This is a genomic window from Streptomyces purpurogeneiscleroticus (assembly GCF_020024005.1).
Taxonomy (GTDB): Bacteria; Actinomycetota; Actinomycetes; order Streptomycetales; family Streptomycetaceae; genus Streptomyces; species Streptomyces purpurogeneiscleroticus.
Genome location: NZ_NHSG01000338.1, coordinates 16,143 through 40,654, shown reverse-complemented (window position 1 = coordinate 40,654; position 24,512 = coordinate 16,143). Strand labels below are relative to the sequence as shown.

The following is a 24,512-nucleotide window of genomic DNA, read 5'->3' as shown; positions in this document are numbered from 1 at the left end:
CGCCCCACCTCCGGCCCCCGGGCCGCCGTCGTCGCCGAAGCCTTGCGGGCGATCATGGAAGCCGTGGGGGAGGGGACCGGCTCCGAGGGAGAGTCCGCGGGGGAGGAGGTCCGGCCCGTTCCCGTGAAGGATGCGGCGGGGCGGTATGTGACCGCTGAGGAGCTGGTCGCGCGGCTCGGGGTCGATGAGATGCGGTGGGTGTTGTTGTACCCCGCCGCGCACGATCATGTGCGGGTGCCGGAGCGGCCGGTGCAGCGGGAGGGCAATCCGCGGTTCCTGGTGCAGTACGCGTACGCTCGTACGTGCGCAGTGTCGCGCAACGCCCGTGACCTGGGCTTCGGCCATGCCGAGGAGCCCGGTACGGGACAGTTCCAAGACGTCCCCCACACCCCCCTCCACGCCGCACTCGCCGCGTATCCCGCGGTGCTCGAAGCCGCCGCGCGGCTGCGGGCGCCCGATCGGCTGGCGCGGCATCTGGAAGTGACGGCCGAGGCGTGCCTGACCTTCCTCGCCACCTGTCCGCCGCTGCCCGCCGGAGAGCAGAAACCCATGGCCGTTCACCGCGCCCGGCTGGCCGTCGCCCAGGCCGCCGGTACGGTGCTCGCGAACGGCCTGACCCTGCTGGGCATCTCCGCACCCGAACATCTGTGAACTTCCGAGGGGATCTCCCACCGCCATGAGCCGTTCCGCGCACCCCGCAGGGCCCCGTCACGCCGACGTGCTGCCCGAGGGCCACTACACCGCACCGCCCGCCGACCTGAACAGCCTCGACCCCCGGGTCTGGTCCCGTACGGTGCGCCGCGGCGAAGACGGTGTCGTCTCCGTCGGCGGCATCTCCGTCGCTGATCTGAAGGAGGAGTTCGGTACTCCTGCTTACTTCCTCGATGAGGATGACTTCCGGGCTCGGTGCCGGGCCTGGAAGGACGCGTTCGGGGACGAGGCCGATGTCTTCTATGCCGGGAAGGCGTTCCTGTCGCGGGCCATCGTGCGGTGGCTGTACGAGGAGGGGCTGAACCTCGACGTCTGTTCCGGGGGCGAGCTGGCCACCGCGCTGGCGGCCGGGATGCCCGCCGAGCGGATCGCGCTGCACGGGAACAACAAGAGCGAGGCGGAGATCCGGCGGGCCGTGGAGGCCGGGGTCGGGCGGATCGTGCTGGATTCGTTCCAGGAGATCGCGCGGGTTGCGCACATCGCCGATGAGCTCGGCAAGCGGCAGCCGGTGCAGATCCGGGTGACCGTGGGCGTGGAGGCGCACACCCACGAGTTCATCGCGACCGCGCACGAGGACCAGAAGTTCGGGATCGCGCTGGCCGACGGGCAGGCCGCCGAGGCCGTGCGCCGGGCGCTGAAGCTCGACGGGCTGGAGCTCATTGGGATCCACTCGCACATCGGGTCGCAGATCTTCGACATGGCCGGGTTCGAGGTCTCCGCGCGGCGTGTCGTGCAGTTGCTGGCCGACGTGCGTGAGGAGCACGGGGTCGAGCTGCCGGAGATCGACCTGGGCGGCGGGCTCGGCATCGCGTACACGCCGGACGACGACCCGCGGGAGCCGCACGAGATCGCCAAGGCGCTGGGCGAGATCGTCCGCCATGAGTGCGAGGCCGCGGGGCTGCGCGTGCCGCGGCTGTCCGTCGAGCCCGGGCGCGCCATCGTGGGGCCGACGGCGTTCACGCTGTACGAGGTCGGCACGGTCAAGGAGCTGGAGGGCCTGCGGACCTATGTGAGCGTCGACGGCGGGATGTCGGACAATATCCGTACGGCGCTGTACGACGCGGAGTACAGCGTGGCGCTGGTCTCGCGGGCTTCGGACGCCGCGCCGATGCTCTCGCGGGTGGTCGGCAAGCACTGCGAGAGCGGCGACATCGTCGTGCGGGACGCGTTCCTGCCGTCGGACGTCGCGCCGGGTGACCTGCTGGCGGTGCCCGCGACCGGTGCGTACTGCCGGTCGATGGCCAGCAATTACAACCACGCGCTGCGGCCGCCGGTCGTGGCGGTGAGCCAGGGCGAGGCCCGGGTGATCGTCCGCCGTGAGACGGAGGAAGATCTCCTGCGGCTCGATGTCGGATAAGTGAAATAGATGTCTCGGCATCTGGACGAGGGATAGGAATTCCCGTCCGGTGCATGAGACTGGTCCATTGCGAACACGGAAATGGCCGACGTGGCCATATCGAGGAAGAGCAGAGGTCGAATGATGCGTACGCGTCCGCTGAAGGTGGCGCTCCTGGGCTGTGGTGTGGTCGGCTCAGAGGTGACGCGCATCATGACGACGCACGCGGACGACCTCGCCGCGCGCATCGGCGCGCCCGTGGAGCTCGCGGGCATCGCGGTGCGCCGTCCCGACAAGGTGCGCGAGGGCGTGCCGGCCGAGCTGATCACCACCGACGCGACCGCGCTGGTCAAGCGCGGTGACATTGATGTCGTCATCGAGGTCATCGGTGGGATCGAGCCCGCCCGGAAGCTGATCACGACCGCCTTCGAGCACGGCGCGAGCGTCGTCTCCGCGAACAAGGCGCTGGTCGCCGCGGACGGCGCCGCGCTGCACGCGGCCGCCGAGGAGCACGGCGCCGACCTGTACTACGAGGCCGCGGTGGCCGGCGCGATTCCGCTGGTCAGGCCGCTGCGTGAGTCGATGGCCGGCGACAAGGTCAACCGGGTGCTCGGCATCGTCAACGGCACGACGAACTTCATCCTCGACAAGATGGACACGAGTGGGGCCGGGTACAGCGAGGCGCTCGATGAGGCCACGGCCCTCGGGTACGCCGAGGCCGACCCGACCGCCGACGTCGAGGGTTTTGACGCCGCCGCCAAGGCCGCGATCCTCGCCGGTATCGCCTTCCACACCCGGGTGACCATCGACGACGTGCACCGCGAGGGCATCACCGAGGTCACCGCCGCCGACATCGCCTCCGCCAAGCGCATGGGCTGCACGGTCAAGCTGCTCGCGATCTGCGAGCGCGCCGCGGACGGCGAGTCGGTCACCGCGCGGGTCCACCCGGCGATGATCCCGCTCACGCATCCGCTGGCGTCCGTGCGTGAGGCGTACAACGCGGTCTTCGTGGAGTCGGACGCGGCGGGGCAGCTCATGTTCTACGGGCCCGGCGCGGGCGGCTCGCCGACCGCCTCGGCCGTCCTGGGCGACCTGGTCGCCGTGTGCCGCAACAAGCTGGCCGAGGCCACCGGGCCCGGCGAGTCCGCGTACACGCAGCTGCCGGTCAGCCCCATGGGCGAGGTCGTCACCCGCTACCACATCAGCCTCGATGTGGCCGACAAACCCGGCGTCCTGGCCCAGGTCGCCATGGTCTTCGCTGAGCATGGCGTATCGATCGATACGGTGCGCCAGCAGGGCAAGGACGGCGAGGCGTCCCTCGTCGTCGTCACCCACCGCGCCGCCGACGCCGCGCTGTCCTCGACCGTCGAGGCGCTGCGCAAGCTGGACACCGTCCGGGGCGTCGCCAGCATCATGCGGGTCGAAGGGGAGTAAAGGAACCCATGTCTGCCAATACGAGCGCCGGTACCACTCATCAGTGGCGCGGCATCATCGAGGAGTACCGCGACCGCCTGCCGGTCAAGGACACGACCGAGGTCGTCACCCTGCGCGAGGGCGGTACGCCTCTCGTGCCGGCGCAGGTGCTCTCCGAGCGCACCGGCTGTGAGGTGCACCTCAAGGTCGAGGGTGCCAACCCCACCGGTTCCTTCAAGGACCGCGGCATGACGATGGCCATCACGCGGGCCAAGGAAGAGGGTGCCAAGGCGGTCATCTGCGCTTCCACGGGCAACACTTCGGCCTCCGCCGCCGCGTATGCCGTACGGGCCCAGATGGTCAGCGCCGTTCTCGTCCCGCAGGGCAAGATCGCGCTGGGCAAGATGGGCCAGGCCCTGGTGCACGGGGCGAAGATTCTCCAGGTCGACGGGAATTTCGACGACTGTCTGACGCTCGCCCGCGGGCTCTCGGAGAAGTACCCGGTCGCACTTGTGAACTCCGTGAACCCGGTGCGCATCGAGGGCCAGAAGACCGCGGCGTTCGAGATCGTGGACATGCTGGGCGACGCGCCCGACATCCACGTGCTGCCGGTCGGCAACGCCGGCAACATCACCGCTTACTGGAAGGGCTACAAGGAGTACGCGGCGGACAGCATCGCCTCGCGTACCCCGCGGATGTGGGGCTTCCAGGCGTCCGGCAGTGCGCCGATCGTGCGCGGCGAGGTGGTCAAGGACCCGAGCACGATCGCCACCGCGATCCGGATCGGCAACCCGGCCTCCTGGTCCTTCGCGGAGGCCGCGCGGGACGAGTCGGGCGGCGCCATCGACGAGGTGACCGACCGTCAGATCCTCGCCGCCTACCGCCTGCTGGCCTCGCAGGAGGGCGTCTTCGTGGAGCCGGCCTCGGCCGCTTCGGTGGCCGGTCTGCTCAAGGCCGCCGAGGAGGGCAAGGTCGACCCGGGCCAGAAGATCGTCTGCACGGTGACCGGCAACGGCCTGAAGGACCCGGACTGGGCGGTGGCCGGCGCGCCGCAGCCGGTGACGGTTCCGGTCGACGCGGACGCCGCGGCGGAGCGCCTCGGCCTGGCGTAGGCCGGGCGTCCGGGCCCACCGGGTCCAGGACAAAAATTCGGCCGGAAAGAGCCGGTCGGAAGGGGTTCCGCGGGACCGGCGCGACTGTCGCACCGGTCCCGTTCCGCCCCACAGGGCAAACCCTGCAAAGGCTGCAAAGTGAGTGGTGTGGCATGAGAGGGCGCGCGACACGCATCGTGCGCCTCCCGTGCGCCCTATGTCGCCACTGAACCTTCCTTCGATAGGCTGGCAGCCAACTCCCCTCCCCGCGGCATAGTGCAGTGGTGTGCAGGGCAGGTCAGAACGGACCCCATGAGCCGATCAGGTGCCTCGGTACCGCGGCGCTCAGGGGCAGTACCGCAGTTTCACATCAAGGAGAGTCATCGAGCGATGGCCGGTCCAGCGTTCCGCGCCGCCGCCGTCCGGGTGCGCACCCCCGCCACCAGCGCCAATCTCGGTCCCGGCTTCGACGCCCTCGGCCTGTCCCTGGGTCTGTACGACGACGTCGTAGTACGCGTCGCCGACTCCGGACTGCACGTCGACATCGCGGGTGAGGGGGCCGACACCCTGCCGCGCGACGAGAGCCACCTGCTCGTACGGTCCCTGCGTACCGCGTTCGACCTGCTGGGCGGGCAGCCGCGCGGCCTCGAGGTCGTGTGCGCCAACCGCATCCCGCACGGCCGGGGCCTCGGCTCCTCCTCGGCGGCCATCTGCGCCGGCATCGTCGCCGCCCGGGCGGTGACGATAGGCGGCGAGCAGAGGCTCGACGACGCCGCGCTGCTGGAACTGGCCACCGAGATCGAGGGCCACCCCGACAACGTCGCCGCCTGTCTGCTCGGCGGATTCACGCTTTCCTGGATGGACGCCGGTGCGGCGCGTGCCATCAGGATGGAGCCCGCCCGTTCCGTCGTTCCGGTGGTTTTCGTGCCCGGCAAGCCGGTGCTCACCGAGACCGCGCGCGGCCTGCTGCCGCGCACCGTGCCGCACGGGGACGCGGCGGCGAACGCCGGTCGCGCAGCGCTGCTCGTCGAGGCCCTGACCAGGCGCCCCGAGCTGCTGCTGGCGGCGACCGAGGACCGACTTCACCAGGAGTACCGCGCGCCGGCCATGCCGGAGAGCCTCGCCCTGGTGAACCGACTGCGTGCGGACGGTGTCCCCGCGGTCGTCTCCGGTGCGGGCCCGACGGTGCTCGCGCTGGTCGAGGAGGGAGCGGCCGACAAGGTCGCGCGCCTGGCGGGCGAGGGATGGGCGGCCAACCGGCTGTCCCTCGACGCGGCGGGGACGAGCGTCCTGCCGCTCGCGGGGTGACCGACGGATTGCCGGTCTGAGAGAGGGGGAATGTTTGTTGGATCCGGTAGTGTTAACCTCAAGTGAGTACCCGACGCCGCAGCGGCGTGGTGCTTCGTGTCCCCAGTCGGGACCACTTTTCTTCCGGGAGCCTCCCAACCTGCTTGGAGTTACGACCTAAAGCAGAAGCGAGCACGCTCCGGAAATCGGCGTGATGTGCATGAAGCGTGACCTGCATGAATGCGCAGCATCTTTCGCGTCGGAATCATGAACTGATCTCTCCGCCGAATTCGGCGGGACCACCGCCCCGGCCCGGTCCGTGAACGTCGAGGGACCGCGGTCGGACAGCACAACCGGTCGCCGAGCCAGACAGGCCGACGCCCGCTCCAGGGAAGGACCCTTCGTGAGCGACACCACCGATCTGATGGGCGTACGCACCGATGGCAGTGCCGCAGCGCCCGCCACGGACGCTCCCGCCGCGCCTGCCACCGGGGCCGCCACTGGTGCCTCGCGGCGACGCCGTTCCGGCACCGGCCTCGAGGGCATGGTCCTGGCCGAGCTGCAGCAGGTAGCCTCCGGCCTCGGCATCAAGGGCACCGCGCGGATGCGCAAGAGCCAGCTCATCGAGGTCATCAAGGAGAAGCAGGCCGCCGGCGGAGCCGGTGCGGCCAAGACCGCCGAGGCCCCTGCCGACGCGCCCGCAGAGACCACCAAGCCCAAGCGCCGGGCCACCTCCAAGGCCCGCACCGGCGACGCGGCGGCCGAGAAGACCGCCGAGAAGCCCGCCAAGGCCGACAAGACCGACAAGGCGGGGCAGGCCGCGGACACCGCCGGCCAGCAGCAGATCGAGATCCCCGGCCAGGGCGCCGGCGACGAGCAGCCGGCCGGCGAGCGCCGCCGGCGCCGCGCCACCGCCGCCGCCGGGAGCCCCGAGTCCGCCGCCGGCGAGGCCAAGGGCGAGCCGAAGGCCGAGGTCAAGGACGGTCAGAAGGACGGGCCCGGGCAGGAGGGCGAGGGCCGCAAGGGCGGCGAGGGCCGCCAGGACCGCGGTGACCGGCAGGACCGCGGCGACCGTCAGGACCGTGGCCAGAAGGGTGACCGCCGCGGCGGCCGCGACCGCCGCAAGGGCAACGACGGCAACGACGGTGGCCAGCAGGGCCAGGGCCAGGGCCAGCAGGGCGGCGGCAACCGCCAGCAGGGCGGCCGTCAGGACGACTTCGACGACGAGAGCGGCGGCCGTCGCGGCCGCCGGGGCCGTTACCGGGACCGCCGTGGCCGTCGCGGCCGCGACGACTTCGGTGCCGAGCCGCAGGTCGCCGAGGACGACGTCCTGATCCCCGTCGCCGGCATCCTGGACATCCTGGACAACTACGCGTTCATCCGGACCTCCGGCTACCTGCCCGGTCCGAACGATGTGTACGTCTCGCTCGCCCAGGTCCGCAAGAACGGCCTCCGCAAGGGCGACCACGTCACCGGCGCGGTCCGCCAGCCCCGCGAGGGCGAGCGCCGCGAGAAGTTCAACGCGCTGGTGCGCCTGGACTCCGTCAACTCCGTCGCCCCCGAACAGGGCCGCGGCCGCCCGGAGTTCGGCAAGCTGACGCCCCTGTACCCGCAGGAGCGGCTGCGCCTGGAGGGCGAGGCCGGCCAGCTGACCACGCGGATCATCGACCTCGTGTCGCCGATCGGCAAGGGCCAGCGCGGTCTGATCGTGGCCCCGCCGAAGACCGGTAAGACCATGATCATGCAGGCGATCGCCAACTCGATCACCCGCAACAACCCCGAGTGCCACCTGATGGTCGTCCTCGTCGACGAGCGTCCGGAAGAGGTCACCGACATGCAGCGGTCGGTCAAGGGCGAGGTCATCTCCTCGACCTTCGACCGCCCGGCCGAGGACCACACCACCGTCGCCGAGCTCGCCATCGAGCGCGCGAAGCGCCTGGTGGAGCTGGGCCACGACGTCGTCGTCCTGCTGGACTCCATCACCCGTCTGGGCCGCGCGTACAACCTCGCGGCGCCCGCCTCCGGCCGCATTCTGTCCGGTGGTGTCGACTCGACCGCGCTGTACCCGCCGAAGAAGTTCTTCGGCGCCGCGCGCAACATCGAGGACGGCGGCTCGCTGACCATCCTGGCCACCGCGCTGGTCGAGACCGGCTCGCGGATGGACGAGGTGATCTTCGAGGAGTTCAAGGGCACCGGCAACATGGAGCTCAAGCTCGACCGGAAGCTCTCGGACAAGCGCATCTTCCCGGCGGTGGACGTGGACGCGTCCAGCACTCGTAAGGAAGAGATCCTGATGTCCGGCGACGAGCTGGCGGTCGTGTGGAAGCTGCGCCGGGTGCTGCACGCCCTGGACCAGCAGCAGGCCATCGAGCTGCTGCTGGACAAGATGAAGCAGACGAAGTCCAACGCGGAGTTCCTGCTGCAGATCCAGAAGACGACGCCGACCCCGGGCAACGGCAACGACTGACGCCCGCCGGCACGTCCGCGAGCCCTCCCTGTCACTCCGGTGACGGGGAGGGCTTCGTCGTACCGGGGCCGTGCGGGCGGCCCGTGAAAATGGTGTGACGCATTCCGCGCCATGGAGGCACTCGAAGGCGCCCTCTTGAGACCTTCCGCACAGACATAAAGTCCGTAAACGTCCCGTTGCGCGACCGACGAGCCGGACAAAAGCCCTGGTGAGCGAGGTGCGAACGGCCGTACGGCGCCTCCGGCACGCCCGGCCGGCGCAGCCGTCCCCGCCCCGCCGTCTGTGCAACCCTTCCCGGATGCCTCCCGTCTGAAGGGGTGCGAGACCACCACCGGTGAGAGGACGTGACAGCCGGGGACGGCGAGGCCGGCCGAGCAAGAGGACTGAGGAGCAGATGGCGGACAGCAGCAGGGCCGCGCGGACGGCCGCGAGCCGTTCCCACGGCATACGCGCCACCGGCCGCCGGCGCAAGGGACCCACGAGGCGCCGCAGGGCGCTGACGATCACGCTGTGCGCACTGGTGAGCTGTGTGCTGCTGGCCGGCGCGGGGCTCGGATTCGTCTACTACCAGCTCAACGGCAACCTCAAGGGCGTCGACATCGACGCGGCGCTGGGCGCCGACCGTCCGGACGACGTCGACAACGGCTCGATGGACATCCTGGTGCTCGGCTCGGACTCCCGGGCCGGGGACAACGCCAAGTACGGCTCGGACGGCGGCGGCGCCCGCTCCGACACCGCGATGGTGGTGCACGTCTACAAGGGCCACAAGAAGGCCAGCGTGGTGAGCATCCCGCGGGACACCCTGATCTCGCGGCCCTCGTGCACCAAGGGCGGGCAGCAGACCCCGCCGGCGCAGCACGTCATGTTCAACACCGCGTACGAGGTCGGCGGCCCGGCCTGTGCCGTCAAGACGGTCGAGTCCATGAGCGGCATCCGTATGGACCATTTCGTCGAGGTCGACTTCAGCGGCTTCAAGAAGCTGATCACCGCCCTCGGCGGCGTCGACATCACCACGACGAAGCCCATCCATGACCCGGACAGCCACCTCGACCTGGAACCCGGTACGCACAAGCTGGACGGCGAGCAGGCCCTCGGCCTGGTCCGCACCCGGCACGGCGTGCCCGGCGGCGACGGCAGCGACCTGGGCCGCATCCAGCTGCAGCAGACCTTCATCAAGGCACTGATGGACCAGTTCAAGCAGCTCGGGGTGCTGTCGAACCCGGCGAAGCTCTACGACATCGGGAACACCGCCACCCGGGCGATCACCACCGATACCAAGCTGAACTCGGTGAACGCGCTGGTCGGCCTGGCCAAGAGCGTGGGCGGCATCGGCTCGGACCACATCAACATGGCCACGCTGCCGGTGACGTACGACCCGCAGGACCCGAACCGGGTACTGCCGCTGGAGGCCGCGAACAAGCAGGTCTGGAAGGCGCTGCGGCAGGACAGGGCCATCCCGAAGTCGGCCCTGAAGGACTCGGCCGGCGACAAGGGCGGCACGAGCAACTACGTACGGTGAAGGAGGCGGCTCCGGAGCCCGGCCCGCGCGAGGGCCGGGAATATCGGGAGCCGCCCCCCGGTTTGGGGAGATGCGGCCAGTACTGGCAAACTGGACCGTCGGCCCCGGTTCACGTGACGCATCCCGCGAGCACGACCCGGTGCCCTCCCGATACATAGGAGAATCCCTTGAAGCGCGACATCCACCCGGAGTACGTCGAGACCCAGGTCAGCTGCACCTGTGGCGCCTCGTTCACCACCCGTAGCACCGTTGCCGGCGGCGCCATCCGCGCCGACGTCTGCTCCGAGTGCCACCCGTTCTACACGGGCAAGCAGAAGATCCTCGACACCGGTGGCCGCGTGGCCCGCTTCGAGGCCCGCTTCGGCAAGGCCGCCGGGTCCGGCAAGAAGTAGCGACCCACAAGGCGCCGGTTCTCGGTCGCCCCTGCGCAGGGGCGACCGGACCGGCGTTTTGCCGTCCTTGGCCCGCCGGTCCGCCGGCCGCGGGCACCCCCGGTACACCCAAGCCAGCAGAGGAACACCACGATGTTCGAGGCGGTCGAGGAACTGATCGGCGAGCATGCCGACCTCGAGAAGCGGCTCGCCGACCCCGCGGTCCACGCAGACCAGCGCGAGGCGATGCGGCTCAACAAGCGTTACGCCGAACTGACCCCGATCATCGCCACGTACCGCGCCTGGAAGCAGACCGGCGACGACATCGAGACGGCCCGGGAACTGGCCGCCGATGACCCCGACTTCGCCGACGAGGTGAAGGAGGGCGAGGTCCGCCGCGAGGAGCTCACGGACAAGCTCCGGCTGCTGCTCGTGCCGCGCGACCCCAGCGACGACAAGGACGTGATCCTTGAGGTCAAGGCCGGTGAGGGCGGCGAGGAGTCCGCGCTGTTCGCCGGCGACCTGCTGCGGATGTACCTGCGCTACGCCGAGCGGATCGGCTGGAAGACCGAGATCCTCGACGCCAACGAGTCCGACCTCGGCGGCTACAAGGACGTCCAGGTCGCCGTGAAGACCAAGGGGCAGACCGAGCCGGGCCAGGGCGTGTGGGCCCGCCTGAAGTACGAGGGCGGCGTGCACCGCGTGCAGCGCGTGCCCGCGACCGAGTCGCAGGGCCGCATCCACACCTCCGCCGCCGGCGTGCTCGTCACGCCCGAGGCCGAGGAGGTCGAGGTCGAGATCGGCCCGAACGACCTGCGGATCGACGTCTACCGCTCCTCGGGCCCCGGCGGCCAGTCGGTCAACACCACCGACTCCGCCGTGCGCATCACCCACCTGCCCACCGGCATCGTCGTCTCCTGCCAGAACGAGAAGAGCCAGCTGCAGAACAAGGAGCAGGCGCTCCGCATCCTGCGCTCCCGGCTGCTCGCGGCGGCGCAGGAGGAGGCCGAGCGGGAGGCATCGGACGCGCGTCGCAGCCAGGTCCGTACGGTCGACCGCTCCGAGCGCATCCGGACGTACAACTTCCCGGAAAACCGGATCTCCGACCACCGGGTGGGCTTCAAGGCGTACAACTTGGACCAGGTGCTCGACGGCGAGCTCGACCCGGTCATCCAGGCGTGTGTGGACGCCGACTCGGCGGCCAAGCTCGCCGCCGCCCAGTAAGCCCCGCGGCGGGCGGCCCTGCCCGCCCCGACACACCGCACGACCGAAGTACGTACCGGCTGGAGGACCAGTGCAGCAGTCTCCCGGGGGACACGGCACCCCTCAGCGGCCCGGCCGCGGGCCCAAGGCCCGGTCCGTGCTGCTCGCCGAGGTGGCCCAGGCGACCCAGCGGCTGGCCGACGCGGGCGTGCCCTCGCCGCGCTTCGACGCCGAGGAGCTCGCGGCCCACGTGCACGGCGTCAAGCGGTCCCAGCTGCACATGGTGGCGGACGCGGACTTCGACGCCCGGTACTGGGAGGCGATCGCCCGCCGCGAGGCCCGCGAGCCGCTCCAGCACATCACCGGGCGCGCCTTCTTCCGGTACCTCGAACTGCACGTCGGCCCCGGGGTGTTCGTGCCGCGGCCGGAGACCGAGTCCGTGGTGGGCTGGGCAATAGATGCGGTACGCGCGATGGACGTCGTCGAGCCGCTCATCGTCGACCTGTGCACGGGCTCCGGCGCCATCGCGCTCGCGCTCGCCCAGGAGGTGCCCCGCTCGCGGGTGCACGCCGTGGAGCTGTCCGAGGACGCCCTGGTGTGGACACGCAAGAACGTCGAGGGGTCCCGCGTCGTTCTCCACCAGGGAGACGCGCTGACCGCGCTGCCCGAGCTGGACGGCCAGGTCGACCTGGTCGTCTCGAACCCGCCGTACATCCCGCTGACCGAGTGGGAGCACGTCGCACCGGAGGCCCGCGACCACGACCCCGAGCTCGCGCTCTTCTCCGGCGAGGACGGCCTGGACACGATCCGGGGCATCGAACGCACCGCGCACCGCCTGCTGCGGCCCGGCGGCGTCGTCGTGATCGAGCACGCCGACACCCAGGGCGGCCAGGTGCCGTGGATCTTCACCGAGGAGCGCGGCTGGGCGGACGCGGCCGACCACCCCGACCTGAACAACCGGCCGCGGTTCGCGACCGCCCGCAGGGCGACGCCGTGACCGTGACCGCAGTACCCGACCGGGCCCCGGCCGCCGCCGGGCGCCGTTCCACCCCCAACACCGTTCCGCACCAGGAGGCCCGCTAATGGCACGGCGATACGACTGCAGCGACGCGACCGACCGCGCGACCGGCCTGCGCGAGGCCGCCTCGGCGGTCCGGCGCGGGGAGCTGGTCGTGCTGCCGACCGACACCGTCTACGGGATCGGCGCCGACGCCTTCAACTCCGAGGCCGTCGGCGACCTGCTGGAGGCCAAGGGCCGCGGCCGGAACATGCCCTCGCCGGTCCTGGTCGGTTCGCCGAACACCCTGCACGGCCTGGTCACGGACTTCTCCGAGCAGGCGTGGGAGCTGGTCGACGCCTTCTGGCCGGGTGCGCTGACCCTGGTCGCGCGGCACCAGCCCTCGCTCACCTGGGACCTCGGCGAGACCGGCGGCACGGTGGCCGTGCGGATGCCGCTGCACCCCGTGGCCATCGAGCTGCTGACCGAGTTCGGCCCGATGGCCGTCTCCAGCGCCAACCTCACGGGACACCCGTCCCCGCAGGACTGCGACGCGGCCCAGGACATGCTGGGCGACTCCGTCTCCGTGTACCTGGACGGCGGACCCACCCCCGCCGCCGTGCCGTCCTCCATCGTCGACGTCACGGGCAAGACCCCGCGCCTGCTGCGGGCCGGCGCCCTCGACGCCGACGAGCTCCGCAAGGTCGTACCCGAGCTCGAGGTGGCCAATTGATGGCCCCGCAGGGGCGTGGCATAGCGGGAACGCAGGACGGCTACACCTTCCGCATCCTCCACGTCAGCACCGGCAACGTCTGCCGCTCGCCGATCACCGAGCGGCTGCACCGCCATGGCCTGCAACGCAGACTCGGTACCGAGCTGACCAGCGGGATCGTGGTGGAGAGCGCCGGCACCTGGGGCCACGAGGGCGCCCCGATGGAGACCCACGCCGCGACCGTCCTGGCCGACTACGGCGCCGACCCGGACGGGTTCATCGGCCGCGAGCTGCTGGACGAGCACGTCATCAGAGCCGACCTGGTCCTGACCGCCACCCGTGACCACCGCGCCCAGGTCATCTCCATGGGCCACTCGGCGGGCCTGCGCACCTTCACGCTCAAGGAGTTCAACCGGCTGGTGAAGGCCATAGACCCGGCCACTCTGCCCGGGCCGGACCCGGCGCTGCCGGACGGTGGCCTGGTGACCCGTGCCCGCGCCCTGGTCGGCGCGGCCGCCGCGCTGCGCGGCTGGCTGCTCGCGCCGAACGCCGAGGCCGACGAGGTGCACGACCCCTACGGCGCGCCCATCACGTTCTTCCGCTCCATCGGCGACGAGATCAACCAGGCCCTCGATCCGGTCGTCACGGCCCTCACCGGGGTCCCCGCGCGCGCCTGAACCGCCTCACCCGCCGCACGGCGCCCGAACCGCCTCACGGCCCGTGTGGCCGCCCCGTGGCCGTAAGCCGCCCCCGACACCCGCCCGGCCGCTCCGTCACGCCGTACACCGCGCCCGGACGCCGTTCCGCGCCTACATTGGACGTACGTCCCCCGTACGAGGCCCGGAGCGAGCGATGCCAGCGACTCCCGCGTCCACCCGCAGCGCCACCCCGCACTCCCGGCCGGCCCGGCAGCAGAGCGACGGGCCGCCGCAGGCCGGCACGCCGGGCGCCTGGAGCGGTCCCGGCTTCGAGCAGCTGCGCGCCCAGGACCCGCAGATCGCCGAGGCGCTGCTCGGCGAGAGCGCCCGGCAGGCGGCGGGCCTCCAGCTGATCGCCGCGGAGAACTTCACGTCCCCGGCCGTCCTCGCGGCGCTGGGCTCCCCGCTGGCCAACAAGTACGCCGAGGGGTACCCCGGCGCCCGCCACCACGGCGGCTGCGAAATGGTGGACTTCGCCGAGCGGACGGCCGTGGAGCGCGCCAAGGCCCTCTTCGGCGCCGAACACGCCAACGTCCAGTCCCACAGCGGCTCTTCGGCCGTACTGGCCGCCTACGCGGCCCTGCTGCGCCCCGGGGACAGCGTGCTGGCGATGTCGCTGCCGCACGGCGGCCACCTCACGCACGGCTCGCCGGCGAACTTCTCCGGGCGGTGGTTCGACTTCGCCGGGTACGGCGTGGACCCGGACACCGGCCTGCTGGACTACGACCGCATCCGGGAGCTGGCGATCCGGCGCCGCCCCAAGGCCATCGTCTGCGGCTCGATCTCGTATCCGCGCCACATCGACTACGCGGCCTTCCGGGAGATCGCCGACGAGGTGGGCGCGTACCTCATCGCGGACGCCGCGCACCCCATCGGGCTGGTGGCCGGGGGAGCGGCGCCGAACCCGGTCCCGTACGCGGACGTGGTGTGCGCGACCACCCACAAGGTCCTGCGCGGCCCGCGCGGCGGCATGATCCTGTGCGGCGCGGACCTCGCCGAGCGGATCGACCGGGCGGTGTTCCCGTTCACCCAGGGCGGCGCGCAGATGCACACGGTGGCGGCGAAGGCGGTGGCGTTCGGGGAGGCCGCGACGCCCGCGTTCACGGCGTACGCGCACCGCGTCACGGCCAATGCGACTGCGCTCGCCGAGGCGCTGGAGGGCGAGGGCCTGACGGTCACGACCGGGGGCACCGACACCCACCTGATCACCGCCGACACCACGCCGGTGGGCCTGGACGCGCGGACGGCGCGCGGCCGGCTGGCCGCGGCCGGCATCGTCCTGGACACCTGTGCCCTGCCCTGCCCGGCGGACGCCTCGGTACGCAGGACCGGCATCCGCCTGGGTACCGCGGCCGTTTCCACGCAAGGAATGGGGGAAGCCGAGATGGCACGTGTCGGTGCGCTGATCGGAGCGGCGCTCCGGGAGGACGGCGCGGTCCGTGCCGCGACCACGGAACTGGTCCGGCACTTCCCGCCATATCCCCCGCACGCCTGAATCCGGGAACCACTCGCGCGCGAGGAACGTCCATACCTACATTCACGGCTGGGGGTCGGACACGCATATGGTGTGTGGCTGTGATGGCCAGCGATACCAATGGGGCAGCCCGTGCGTGAATACCTGCTGACGCTGTGCGTCACGGCCGCGGTCACTTACCTGCTGACCGGGCCGGTACGGAAATTCGCGATCGCGGCCGGCGCGATGCCGGAGATCCGCGCCCGCGACGTGCACCGTGAACCGACGCCGCGCCTCGGCGGCATCGCGATGTTCGGCGGTCTGTGCGCGGGTCTGCTGGTCTCGGCGCACCTGACGAACATCAAGAGCGTCTTCGAGTTCTCCAACGAGCCGCGCGCGCTGCTCTCGGGCGCCGCGCTCATCTGGATCCTCGGCGTCCTGGACGACAAGTGGGGCGTGGACGCGCTCATCAAGCTCGGCGGCCAGATGATCGCCGCGGGCGTCATGGTCCTGCAGGGTCTGACGATCCTGTGGATCCCGGTGCCCGGCGTCGGCACGGTCTCGCTGACCCCGATGCAGGGCACCCTGCTCACCGTCGCGCTGGTCGTCATCACCATCAACGCGGTGAACTTCGTCGACGGCCTGGACGGCCTCGCCTCCGGCATGGTGTGCATCGCGGCCGCCGCGTTCTTCATGTACGCGTACCGCATCTGGTACGGCTACGGCCTGGAGGCCGCCGCCCCCGCCTCGCTCTTCGCGGCGATCCTGATGGGCATGTGCCTGGGCTTCCTGCCGCACAACATGCACCCGGCGCGGATCTTCATGGGCGACTCGGGCTCGATGCTGATCGGGCTGGTGCTGGCCGCGGGCGCGATCTCGGTCACCGGCCAGGTGGACCCGGACGCGATGCAGCTGTTCGCCGGCTCCGAGCGGCTCGCGGTGCACACGATGGTGCCGGTCTACATCCCGCTGCTGCTGCCGCTGACGATCATCGCGGTGCCCTTCGCCGACCTGGTCCTCGCGATCGTGCGGCGGACCTGGAACGGCCAGTCGCCGTTCACGGCCGACCGCGGCCACCTGCACCACCGGCTCCTGGAGATCGGCCACTCGCACAGCCGCGCTGTGCTGATCATGTACTTCTGGTCGGCGCTGATCGCGTTCGGCGCGGTCGCGTACTCGGTGAACAACGCCAGCGTCTGGATCGTCCTGGGCATCGTCGTGCTGAGCGCGGTGGGCCTCGGCCTCCTGCTGCTTCCGCGGTTCCGGCCGCGGGCGCCGCGCTGGGCGCAGTGGATGGTGCCGCCGCGCTACCGGCGGCAGGCCGGTCCGGCCGCGGCGGAGGGCACGGCTCCGGAAGCCGGTCCGTCCGGTGCGGCGGCCGCGTCGGAGGAGGAGCAGCGGGAGCCGGTGCCGGCGGGGATCCACGGGGCCACCGCGATCGGGGACCGGTCCCGGTTCAGCGACTGGCGCGGGGTCGGCAGCCGGCACTGAAGCACTGCTTCCGGATAATTGCCACATCTTTTTTCGAGATTATGTTCGCCACACCGAAAATCGGACTATTCCGGCCGCATAGCACACAAAACCACTGCTGTCAGTGCACCAACGCGCGGGGTACTGCTCACGTGTGACAGGTAGCACACGAAGTAGGTAAAGGCCTCATCAAATAGTTTGTGATACCGTTCACGAGACCCGGTGATAGAGCCGTAAGTCCCGAGTCGGACAGACCAGTCGGCTCGTCAGCTCGCCGTCGTGCCGGGTCTACGCTCGTCCGCGAGCACACCTGCCCCCACCCCGCCGGAGCGCCGCCATGCAGTCACATGACGCTCGCCTGTTTCTTCGTGCCCTCGTCCCTACGCTTGTCGTCGGCGCCCTCGCTGTCGTCGTCAGTGCGCTGGTCGCCGGCGGAAAGGGCGCTATCGGTGCCGTGGTCGGTGTGGTGCTGGTGCTCTTCGTGATGGGTGTCAGCCTCGTCGTCCTGCAGCAGACCGCCAGGAAGTACCCCGGGCTGTTCCAGATGATGGGGCTCATGCTGTACGCCGTGCAGATCCTGTTCGTCGCGGTCTTCCTGATGGCGTTCAAGGACACCTCCCTTTTCGACACCAAGGCATTCGCGTTCACGCTGCTCGCGTCGACCCTTGTGTGGATTGCCGCACAGGCCCGTGCGTACATGAAGGCGAAGATTCTCTACGTCGACCCCGACTCCGCCGAAGCGAAGCGCGCGGAAACGGTGGGGTCCGCGACGTGAGACGTAGGGCCGGGATAAACGCAGTCACGCAAGCCTGCTATCGTCCGGTGCCATCTGCGGCACAGTTGGCGCAGGCGGCGCGGCTCCCGAGTCCCCCGGGGCAGGACGACCCTCTCCTGCGGCCCCCGCCTGTGACGCGAACCGGCCCAGTGCCGAAGTGCCGCCCCCAAATCCGTAAGACCAGTCCAGTGCCGTTCCGCGGATCAACGCCGCGCCGACACAACGAGGTTGCCGTACCTATGCGCCACGCTGAAGGAGCTCGCGGTGAGTGCTGACATGAATACGCTCGCCTTTAACACCGAGTGTCACCTCTTCATTCCAGGGTGTGGCTTCGAGGCTCCCGGCCTGCACTCGTTCGTCTTCGAGCCGCTCTTCTCGATCGGCAGCTTCAACTTCAACAAGCCGATGCTGCTGGCCCTGGTCAGCACCGTCGTCGTGGTGTGGTTCTTCTGGGCTGCTTTCGGCCGGGCGAAGGTCGTGCCGGGCAAGATGCAGATGATCGCCGAAGCGGGTTACGACTTCGTGCGCCGCGGGCTCGTGTACGACGCGCTCGGCAAGAAGGAGGGCGAGAAGTACGTCCCCTTCATGGTGTCGCTCTTCTTCTTCGTGTGGGTCATGAACATCTGGTCGATCATTCCGCTCGCCCAGTTCCCGGTGACATCGGTCATCGCCTTCCCCGCCGGACTCGCCATCATGGTCTGGGTCCTGTGGGTGTACCTCACCTTCAAGAAGCAGGGCTTCGTTGGCGGCTGGAAGAACATCACCGGCTACGACAAGTCGCTCGGTGCGGTGCTGCCGCTGCTGATGATCATCGAGTTCTTCTCGAACCTGATCATCCGGCCCTTCACCCACGCGGTCCGGCTCTTCGCGAACATGTTCGCGGGCCACATGCTGATCGTGATGTTCACCATCGCCAGCTTCTACCTGGCGAACGGCGTCGGCTTCGTCTACGCGGGCGCCTCCTTCGTGATGACCATCGTGATGACCGCCTTCGAGCTGTTCATCCAGGCCGTCCAGGCGTACGTCTTCGTGCTGCTGGCCTGCAACTACGTCCAGGGCGCGCTCGCCGAGCACCACTGAGCACCCCGCTTCCCCCGATACACCAGACGTCCGGTGGCCAACCCCCACCGGTCCTTGAAAGAGAAGGAAGAACCGGCATGTCCGCTCTCCAGACCCTCGCCTCCGCCGAAGCGTTCACCGGCAGCGCCAGCGCGATCGGTTACGGCCTGGCCGCCATCGGCCCCGGCGTCGGCGTCGGCATCATCTTCGGTAACGGCACCCAGGCGCTGGCCCGTCAGCCCGAGGCCGCCGGCCTGATCCGCACCAACCAGATCATGGGTTTCGCCTTCTGTGAGGCGCTCGCCCTGATCGGCATCGTCATGGGCTTCGTTTACAAGTAAACCGAGCCACATCGACGAACCCCTTAGACGGAAGGCATTGATGTGAACGCCCTGGTCACCCTGGCGAGTGAGGTGGAGGTTCCCCAGAACCCCCTCATTCCGCCGATCCCAGAGCTCGTCATCGGCCTGGTCGCCTTCTTCATCGTCTTCGGCTTCCTCGCCAAGAAGCTCCTCCCGAACATCAACAAGGTTCTGGACGAGCGCCGCGCGGCGATCGAAGGCGGGATGGAGAAGGCGGAGGCCGCGCAGGCCGAGGCCCAGCAGGTCCTGGAGGACTACCGGGCCCAGCTCGCCGACGCCCGCCACGAGGCCGCGCGTCTGCGCCAGGAGGCGCAGGAGCAGGGTGCCGCGCTCATCGCCGAGATGCGCGCGGAAGGCCAGCGGCAGCGTGAGGAGATCATCGCCGCCGGTCACGCCCAGATCGAGGCGGACCGGAAGCAGGCCGCGCAGGCGCTGCGTCAGGACGTGGGCAAGCTCGCCACCGACCTGGCCGGCAAGCTCGTCGGTGAGTCCCTCGAGGACCACGCCCGGCAGAGCCGCACGATCGACCGCTTCCTCGACGAGCTCGAGACGAAGGCGGCGACCGACACGGCGAAGGCCGAGGCCGGCCGATGAATGGAGCGAGCCGCGAGGCACTGGCCTCCGCACGCGAGCGTCTCGACGCGCTGACGGACAACGCGACCGTCGACGCGGCGAAGCTCGCCGAGGAGCTGGCTGCCGTTACCGCGCTGCTCGACCGCGAGGTGTCGCTGCGTCGGGTCCTCACCGACCCGGCGCAGTCCGGCGAGGCCAAGGCCGAGCTGGCCGGGCGCCTGCTGGGCAGCCAGGTCGGCGGCGAGACCGTCGATCTGGTCTCCGGCATGGTCCGCTCCCGCTGGTCGCAGTCGCGTGACCTGGTGGACGGCATCGAGGAGCTGGCGTACAGCGCCGACCTCGTCGCCGCGCAGCGGTCCGGTGCGCTCGACGACGTGGAGGACGAGCTGTTCCGGTTCGGCCGGATCGTGTCCTCCTCGCCCGAGCTGCGCTCCGCACTGGTCGACCGCCGGGCGGACAACGCGGCCAAGGCCGAGCTGATCCGCTCGCTGCTGGGCGGCCGCGCCAACGCGGTCACCGAGCGGCTGGTCGTCCGACTCGTCGCACAGCCGCGGGGCCGTAGCCTGGAAGCAGGGCTCGACGCCCTGTCCAAGCTCGCCGCGCACCGCCGGGACCGGCTGGTCGCGGTGGTCACCTCCGCGGTGCCGATCAGCGAGACGCAGAAGCAGCGCCTGGGCGCTGCGCTCACCTCGCTGTACGGCCGGCGGGTCCACCTCAACCTCGACGTGGACCCCGAGGTCCTCGGCGGCGTGCAGGTACGCATCGGTGACGAGGTCATCAACGGGACCATCTCCGAGCGCCTGGACGAGGCGTCGCGGCGGATGGCCGGCTGAGGCAGCCAACCAACTCAACAGCATGAGCAGCGGCCCGAGTTGGGCCGTAACGCAGGGAACAGCAACAGGGGGCGAACCCGCCCTCTGCCTGCGGCGGGGGAGCCCATGCCCCGCAACAAGACTTCGGGCCCAACAAGGAGAGCAGGGAACCCAGATGGCGGAGCTCACGATCCGGCCGGAGGAGATCCGGGACGCGCTGGAGAACTTTGTCCAGGCGTACAAGCCGGACGCGGCCTCGCGCGAGGAGGTCGGGACGGTCAGCGAGGCCGGTGACGGCATCGCGAAGGTCGAGGGACTTCCCTCGGCGATGGCGAACGAACTGCTGAAGTTCGAGGACGGCACCCTCGGCCTCGCGCTGAACCTCGAAGAGCGCGAGATCGGTGCGGTTGTCCTCGGTGAGTTCAGCGGTATCGAGGAGGGCCAGCCGGTGCAGCGCACCGGTGAGGTGCTCTCGGTCGCCGTGGGCGAGGGCTACCTCGGCCGCGTCGTCGACCCGCTGGGCAACCCGATCGACGGCCTCGGCGAGATCGAGTCCGAGGGCCGCCGCGCCCTGGAGCTGCAGGCTCCGGGCGTCATGGTCCGTAAGTCGGTGCACGAGCCGATGCAGACCGGCTACAAGGCCGTCGACTCGATGGTGCCGATCGGCCGCGGTCAGCGTCAGCTGATCATCGGCGACCGCCAGACCGGTAAGACCGCGCTGGCCGTCGACACCATCATCAACCAGCGCGACAACTGGCGCTCGGGCGACCCGAAGAAGCAGGTCCGCTGCATCTACGTCGCGGTCGGCCAGAAGGGCTCCACCATCGCGTCCGTGCGCGGCGCCCTGGAGGAGGCCGGCGCCCTGGAGTACACGACGATCGTCGCGGCTCCGGCGTCCGACCCGGCCGGCTTCAAGTACCTCGCCCCGTACACCGGCTCGGCCATCGGCCAGCACTGGATGTACCAGGGCAAGCACGTCCTGATCATCTTCGACGACCTGTCGAAGCAGGCCGACGCCTACCGTGCCGTGTCGCTGCTGCTGCGCCGTCCGCCGGGCCGTGAGGCCTACCCGGGCGACGTCTTCTACCTGCACTCGCGTCTGCTCGAGCGCTGCGCGAAGCTGTCGGACGACATGGGCGCCGGCTCGATGACCGGTCTGCCGATCGTCGAGACCAAGGCGAACGACGTGTCGGCGTTCATTCCGACCAACGTCATCTCCATCACCGACGGCCAGTGCTTCCTGGAGTCCGACCTGTTCAACGCGGGCCAGCGCCCGGCGCTGAACGTCGGTATCTCGGTCTCCCGAGTCGGTGGCTCCGCCCAGCACAAGGCCATGAAGCAGGTCTCCGGCCGACTGCGTGTGGACCTCGCCCAGTTCCGTGAGCTGGAGGCGTTCGCCGCCTTCGGTTCCGACCTGGACGCGGCCTCCAAGGCGCAGCTGGCCCGCGGTCAGCGCATGACCGAGCTGCTCAAGCAGGGTCAGTACCAGCCGATGCCCGTCGAGGAGCAGGTCGTCTCCATCTGGGCCGGTACCACCGGCAAGATGGACGACGTCCCGGTGGAGGACATCCGCCGCTTCGAGCGCGAGCTGCTCGACTGGATGGGCCGCGAGAAGAAGGAACTGCTCACCGGCATCGTCGAGGGCGGGAAGATGTCCGACGACACCATCCAGGCCCTCACCGACTCGGTCGCCACCTTCAAGCAGCAGTTCGAGACCTCGGACGGCAAGCTGCTCGGTGAGGACGCTCCGGGCGCCGGCAAGTGACGACGGAAGGGACCTGATCCATGGGAGCCAAGCTCCGGGTCTACAAGCGTCGCATCCGCTCCGTCACCGCGACCAAGAAGATCACCAAGGCGATGGAGATGATCGCCGCCTCGCGCATCGTCAAGGCGCAGCGCCAGGTGGCGGCATCGACGCCGTACGCGAGTGAACTGACCCGCGCGGTGACGGCGGTTGCGACCGGCTCGAACACCAACCACGCCCTGACGACCGAGGTGGAGAACCCGACCCGGGCCGCGATCCTGCTCATCACGAGCGACCGCGGCCTCGCGGGCGGCTACTCCTCCAACGCCATCAAGGCCGCCGAGCAGCTCACCGAGCGGCTCAAGGCCGAGGGCAAGGAGGTCGACGCCTACATCGTCGGCCGCAAGGGTGTGTCGTACTACGCCTTCCGCGAGCGCAAGGTCGTGGATTCGTGGACCGGCTTCACCGACAGCCCGACGTACGCGGACGCCAAGGCGGTCGCGGGGCCGCTGATCGAGGCCGTACAGAAGGACACGGCCGAGGGCGGCGTGGACGAGCTCCACATCGTCTTCACCGAGTTCGTGTCGATGATGACGCAGACGCCGGTCGACGACCGGCTGCTGCCGCTCAGCCTCGACGCGAAGAGCGGCGAAGACGCCGAGGACGCTGCGTCGTCCAAGACCGAGCTGCTGCCGCTGTTCGACTTCGAGCCGTCGGCGGAGGACGTCCTGGACGCCCTGCTGCCGCGGTACGTCGAGTCGCGCATCTACAACGCGCTGCTGCAGGCCGCCGCCTCCAAGCACGCCGCCACCCGGCGTGCGATGAAGTCGGCGACCGACAACGCGGAAGAGCTCATCAAGTCGCTCTCGCGGCTTGCCAACGCGGCCCGACAGGCCGAAATCACCCAGGAAATCAGCGAGATCGTCGGTGGCGCCAGCGCCCTGGCCGACGCGACCGCGGGGAGTGACAAGTAATGACGACCACTGTTGAGACGGCCGCCGCCACGGGCCGCGTCGCCCGGGTGATCGGCCCGGTCGTCGACGTGGAGTTCCCCGTCGACGCGATGCCGGACATCTACAACGCGCTGACCGTCGAGGTCGCCGACCCGGCCGAGGCCGGCGCCAAGAAGACGCTGACCCTCGAGGTCGCCCAGCACCTGGGTGACGGCCTGGTCCGCGCGATCTCGATGCAGCCCACCGACGGTCTGGTCCGCCAGGCCGCGGTGACCAACACGGGCGAGGGCATCACCGTCCCCGTCGGTGAGGTCACCAAGGGCAAGGTCTTCAACACCCTCGGCGAGATCCTCAACAAGCCCGAGGCGGCTGCCGAGGTCACCGAGCGCTGGCCCATCCACCGCAAGGCCCCCGGCTTCGACCAGCTCGAGTCCAAGACCGAGATGTTCGAGACCGGCGTCAAGGTCATCGACCTGCTGACCCCGTACGTCAAGGGCGGCAAGATCGGTCTGTTCGGTGGTGCCGGTGTCGGCAAGACCGTTCTGATCCAGGAAATGATCTACCGCGTCGCCAACAACCACGACGGTGTGTCGGTGTTCGCGGGCGTCGGTGAGCGTACCCGTGAGGGCAACGACCTCATCGAGGAGATGACGGAGTCCGGCGTCATCGACAAGACCGCGCTGGTCTTCGGTCAGATGGACGAGCCCCCGGGCACCCGTCTGCGGGTCGCGCTGGCCGGTCTGACGATGGCGGAGTACTTCCGTGACGTCCAGAAGCAGGACGTCCTCTTCTTCATCGACAACATCTTCCGGTACACCCAGGCGGGTTCCGAGGTGTCCACCCTGCTGGGCCGCATGCCCTCCGCGGTGGGTTACCAGCCGAACCTGGCGGACGAGATGGGCCTCCTCCAGGAGCGCATCACCTCGACCCGTGGTCACTCGATCACCTCGATGCAGGCGATCTACGTCCCCGCGGACGACCTGACCGACCCGGCGCCGGCCACCACCTTCGCGCACCTGGACGCCACGACCGTTCTGTCGCGTCCGATCTCGGAGAAGGGCATCTACCCGGCGGTGGACCCGCTGGACTCGACGTCCCGCATCCTGGACCCGCGCTACATCACGCAGGAGCACTACGACTGCGCGTCGCGTGTGAAGACGATCCTGCAGAAGTACAAGGACCTGCAGGACATCATCGCGATTCTCGGTATCGACGAGCTGGGCGAGGAGGACAAGCTCACCGTCCACCGTGCCCGTCGTATCGAGCGCTTCCTGTCGCAGAACACCCACGTGGCGAAGCAGTTCACCGGTGTCGACGGCTCCGACGTGTCGCTGGACGAGTCCATCGCCGCGTTCAACGCCATCGCCGACGGTGAGTACGACCACTTCCCCGAGCAGGCGTTCTTCATGTGCGGTGGCCTGGAGGACCTCAAGGCCAACGCCAAGGAGCTGGGCGTCTCCTGACCCCGGCTTCCGGATCCGGGGGCGGCCGTGGCCGCCCCCGGGC

At 70.0% G+C, this 24,512-nt stretch carries 22 protein-coding genes; all 22 read left to right on the top strand.

Translation table 11 applies throughout. The features are described from left to right. The coding region (locus tag CCS38_RS22620; RefSeq protein ID WP_263302441.1) for a DALR anticodon-binding domain-containing protein at positions 1-651 on the top strand (651 nt) is incomplete at its 5' end. Positions 652-676: 25 nt separating this feature from the next. Beyond that, positions 677-2,068 (top strand): diaminopimelate decarboxylase, encoded by a 1,392-nt coding sequence (gene lysA / locus CCS38_RS22615; protein WP_223735143.1) that lies wholly within the window; start codon positions 677-679, stop codon positions 2,066-2,068. A gap of 120 nt (positions 2,069-2,188) precedes the next feature. Then, the gene (locus CCS38_RS22610) at positions 2,189-3,481 is read left to right on the top strand and encodes a homoserine dehydrogenase (RefSeq protein ID WP_223735142.1); all 1,293 of its coding nucleotides are present in this window, start codon (positions 2,189-2,191) and stop codon (positions 3,479-3,481) included. An 8-nt stretch (positions 3,482-3,489) separates the two neighbouring features. Next, positions 3,490-4,572 (top strand): threonine synthase, encoded by a 1,083-nt coding sequence (thrC, locus tag CCS38_RS22605; protein WP_223735141.1) that lies wholly within the window; start codon positions 3,490-3,492, stop codon positions 4,570-4,572. A gap of 369 nt (positions 4,573-4,941) precedes the next feature. Beyond that, positions 4,942-5,859 carry a homoserine kinase gene (thrB, locus tag CCS38_RS22600; RefSeq protein ID WP_223735140.1) on the top strand — a complete coding sequence of 306 codons (918 nt, stop codon included), beginning with the start codon at positions 4,942-4,944 and terminating at the stop codon, positions 5,857-5,859. Positions 5,860-6,241: 382 nt separating this feature from the next. Then, on the top strand, positions 6,242-8,305 hold the full coding sequence (rho, locus tag CCS38_RS22595) for a transcription termination factor Rho (protein ID WP_223735139.1): 2,064 nt from the start codon (positions 6,242-6,244) through the stop codon (positions 8,303-8,305). 394 nt (positions 8,306-8,699) lie between these two features. Then, on the top strand, positions 8,700-9,824 hold the full coding sequence (locus tag CCS38_RS22590; protein ID WP_223735138.1) for an LCP family protein: 1,125 nt from the start codon (positions 8,700-8,702) through the stop codon (positions 9,822-9,824). A gap of 167 nt (positions 9,825-9,991) precedes the next feature. After that, complete coding sequence (gene rpmE, locus CCS38_RS22585; RefSeq protein WP_223735137.1) at positions 9,992-10,216, top strand: 50S ribosomal protein L31; 225 nt, start codon at positions 9,992-9,994, stop codon at positions 10,214-10,216. A 132-nt stretch (positions 10,217-10,348) separates the two neighbouring features. Then, positions 10,349-11,419 (top strand): peptide chain release factor 1, encoded by a 1,071-nt coding sequence (prfA, locus tag CCS38_RS22580; protein WP_030258566.1) that lies wholly within the window; start codon positions 10,349-10,351, stop codon positions 11,417-11,419. Between the two features lie 136 nt (positions 11,420-11,555). Beyond that, positions 11,556-12,395 (top strand): peptide chain release factor N(5)-glutamine methyltransferase, encoded by an 840-nt coding sequence (gene prmC / locus CCS38_RS22575; RefSeq protein ID WP_030621168.1) that lies wholly within the window; start codon positions 11,556-11,558, stop codon positions 12,393-12,395. Positions 12,396-12,480: 85 nt separating this feature from the next. Further along, positions 12,481-13,128, top strand: coding sequence for an L-threonylcarbamoyladenylate synthase (locus CCS38_RS22570; protein ID WP_223735136.1), 648 nt, complete (start codon positions 12,481-12,483; stop codon positions 13,126-13,128). Next, positions 13,125-13,784, top strand: coding sequence for an arsenate reductase/protein-tyrosine-phosphatase family protein (locus tag CCS38_RS22565; RefSeq protein ID WP_372457131.1), 660 nt, complete (start codon positions 13,125-13,127; stop codon positions 13,782-13,784). The genes CCS38_RS22570 and CCS38_RS22565 overlap by 4 nt, the downstream gene beginning before the upstream one ends. Before the next feature lie 175 nt (positions 13,785-13,959). Then, positions 13,960-15,300 carry a serine hydroxymethyltransferase gene (gene glyA, locus CCS38_RS22560; protein ID WP_223735134.1) on the top strand — a complete coding sequence of 447 codons (1,341 nt, stop codon included), beginning with the start codon at positions 13,960-13,962 and terminating at the stop codon, positions 15,298-15,300. A 99-nt stretch (positions 15,301-15,399) separates the two neighbouring features. After that, positions 15,400-16,749 (top strand): MraY family glycosyltransferase, encoded by a 1,350-nt coding sequence (locus CCS38_RS22555; protein WP_223735133.1) that lies wholly within the window; start codon positions 15,400-15,402, stop codon positions 16,747-16,749. A gap of 316 nt (positions 16,750-17,065) precedes the next feature. After that, positions 17,066-17,503 carry a Cg1360 family ATP-synthase-associated protein gene (locus tag CCS38_RS22550; protein ID WP_223735132.1) on the top strand — a complete coding sequence of 146 codons (438 nt, stop codon included), beginning with the start codon at positions 17,066-17,068 and terminating at the stop codon, positions 17,501-17,503. Positions 17,504-17,767: 264 nt separating this feature from the next. Continuing rightward, on the top strand, positions 17,768-18,583 hold the full coding sequence (gene atpB / locus CCS38_RS22545) for a F0F1 ATP synthase subunit A (protein ID WP_223735131.1): 816 nt from the start codon (positions 17,768-17,770) through the stop codon (positions 18,581-18,583). Positions 18,584-18,660: 77 nt separating this feature from the next. Then, positions 18,661-18,903: an ATP synthase F0 subunit C gene (gene atpE / locus CCS38_RS22540; protein ID WP_030258535.1), complete on the top strand. Its 243-nt coding sequence runs from the start codon at positions 18,661-18,663 to the stop codon at positions 18,901-18,903. A gap of 42 nt (positions 18,904-18,945) precedes the next feature. Then, on the top strand, positions 18,946-19,518 hold the full coding sequence (locus CCS38_RS22535) for a F0F1 ATP synthase subunit B (RefSeq protein WP_223735130.1): 573 nt from the start codon (positions 18,946-18,948) through the stop codon (positions 19,516-19,518). Beyond that, positions 19,515-20,330 (top strand): F0F1 ATP synthase subunit delta, encoded by an 816-nt coding sequence (locus CCS38_RS22530; protein WP_223735129.1) that lies wholly within the window; start codon positions 19,515-19,517, stop codon positions 20,328-20,330. The genes CCS38_RS22535 and CCS38_RS22530 overlap by 4 nt, the downstream gene beginning before the upstream one ends. Positions 20,331-20,484: 154 nt before the next feature. After that, positions 20,485-22,074 carry a F0F1 ATP synthase subunit alpha gene (gene atpA, locus CCS38_RS22525; protein WP_030258522.1) on the top strand — a complete coding sequence of 530 codons (1,590 nt, stop codon included), beginning with the start codon at positions 20,485-20,487 and terminating at the stop codon, positions 22,072-22,074. Positions 22,075-22,094: 20 nt separating this feature from the next. After that, positions 22,095-23,027: a F0F1 ATP synthase subunit gamma gene (locus CCS38_RS22520; protein WP_223735128.1), complete on the top strand. Its 933-nt coding sequence runs from the start codon at positions 22,095-22,097 to the stop codon at positions 23,025-23,027. Continuing rightward, positions 23,027-24,469 carry a F0F1 ATP synthase subunit beta gene (gene atpD / locus CCS38_RS22515; RefSeq protein WP_223735127.1) on the top strand — a complete coding sequence of 481 codons (1,443 nt, stop codon included), beginning with the start codon at positions 23,027-23,029 and terminating at the stop codon, positions 24,467-24,469. The genes CCS38_RS22520 and atpD overlap by 1 nt, the downstream gene beginning before the upstream one ends. The last annotated feature ends 43 nt before the right edge of the window (positions 24,470-24,512 follow it).

Coding starts and splice junctions, on each gene's coding strand:
- lysA (WP_223735143.1), top strand. CDS start 677: ATGAGCCGTTCCGCGCACCCCGCAGGGCCCCGTCACGCCGACGTGCTG.
- CCS38_RS22610 (WP_223735142.1), top strand. CDS start 2,189: ATGATGCGTACGCGTCCGCTGAAGGTGGCGCTCCTGGGCTGTGGTGTG.
- thrC (WP_223735141.1), top strand. CDS start 3,490: ATGTCTGCCAATACGAGCGCCGGTACCACTCATCAGTGGCGCGGCATC.
- thrB (WP_223735140.1), top strand. CDS start 4,942: ATGGCCGGTCCAGCGTTCCGCGCCGCCGCCGTCCGGGTGCGCACCCCC.
- CCS38_RS22590 (WP_223735138.1), top strand. CDS start 8,700: ATGGCGGACAGCAGCAGGGCCGCGCGGACGGCCGCGAGCCGTTCCCAC.
- prfA (WP_030258566.1), top strand. CDS start 10,349: ATGTTCGAGGCGGTCGAGGAACTGATCGGCGAGCATGCCGACCTCGAG.
- CCS38_RS22570 (WP_223735136.1), top strand. CDS start 12,481: ATGGCACGGCGATACGACTGCAGCGACGCGACCGACCGCGCGACCGGC.
- glyA (WP_223735134.1), top strand. CDS start 13,960: ATGCCAGCGACTCCCGCGTCCACCCGCAGCGCCACCCCGCACTCCCGG.
- CCS38_RS22555 (WP_223735133.1), top strand. CDS start 15,400: ATGGGGCAGCCCGTGCGTGAATACCTGCTGACGCTGTGCGTCACGGCC.
- CCS38_RS22550 (WP_223735132.1), top strand. CDS start 17,066: ATGCAGTCACATGACGCTCGCCTGTTTCTTCGTGCCCTCGTCCCTACG.
- atpE (WP_030258535.1), top strand. CDS start 18,661: ATGTCCGCTCTCCAGACCCTCGCCTCCGCCGAAGCGTTCACCGGCAGC.
- CCS38_RS22530 (WP_223735129.1), top strand. CDS start 19,515: ATGAATGGAGCGAGCCGCGAGGCACTGGCCTCCGCACGCGAGCGTCTC.
- atpA (WP_030258522.1), top strand. CDS start 20,485: ATGGCGGAGCTCACGATCCGGCCGGAGGAGATCCGGGACGCGCTGGAG.
- CCS38_RS22520 (WP_223735128.1), top strand. CDS start 22,095: ATGGGAGCCAAGCTCCGGGTCTACAAGCGTCGCATCCGCTCCGTCACC.
- atpD (WP_223735127.1), top strand. CDS start 23,027: ATGACGACCACTGTTGAGACGGCCGCCGCCACGGGCCGCGTCGCCCGG.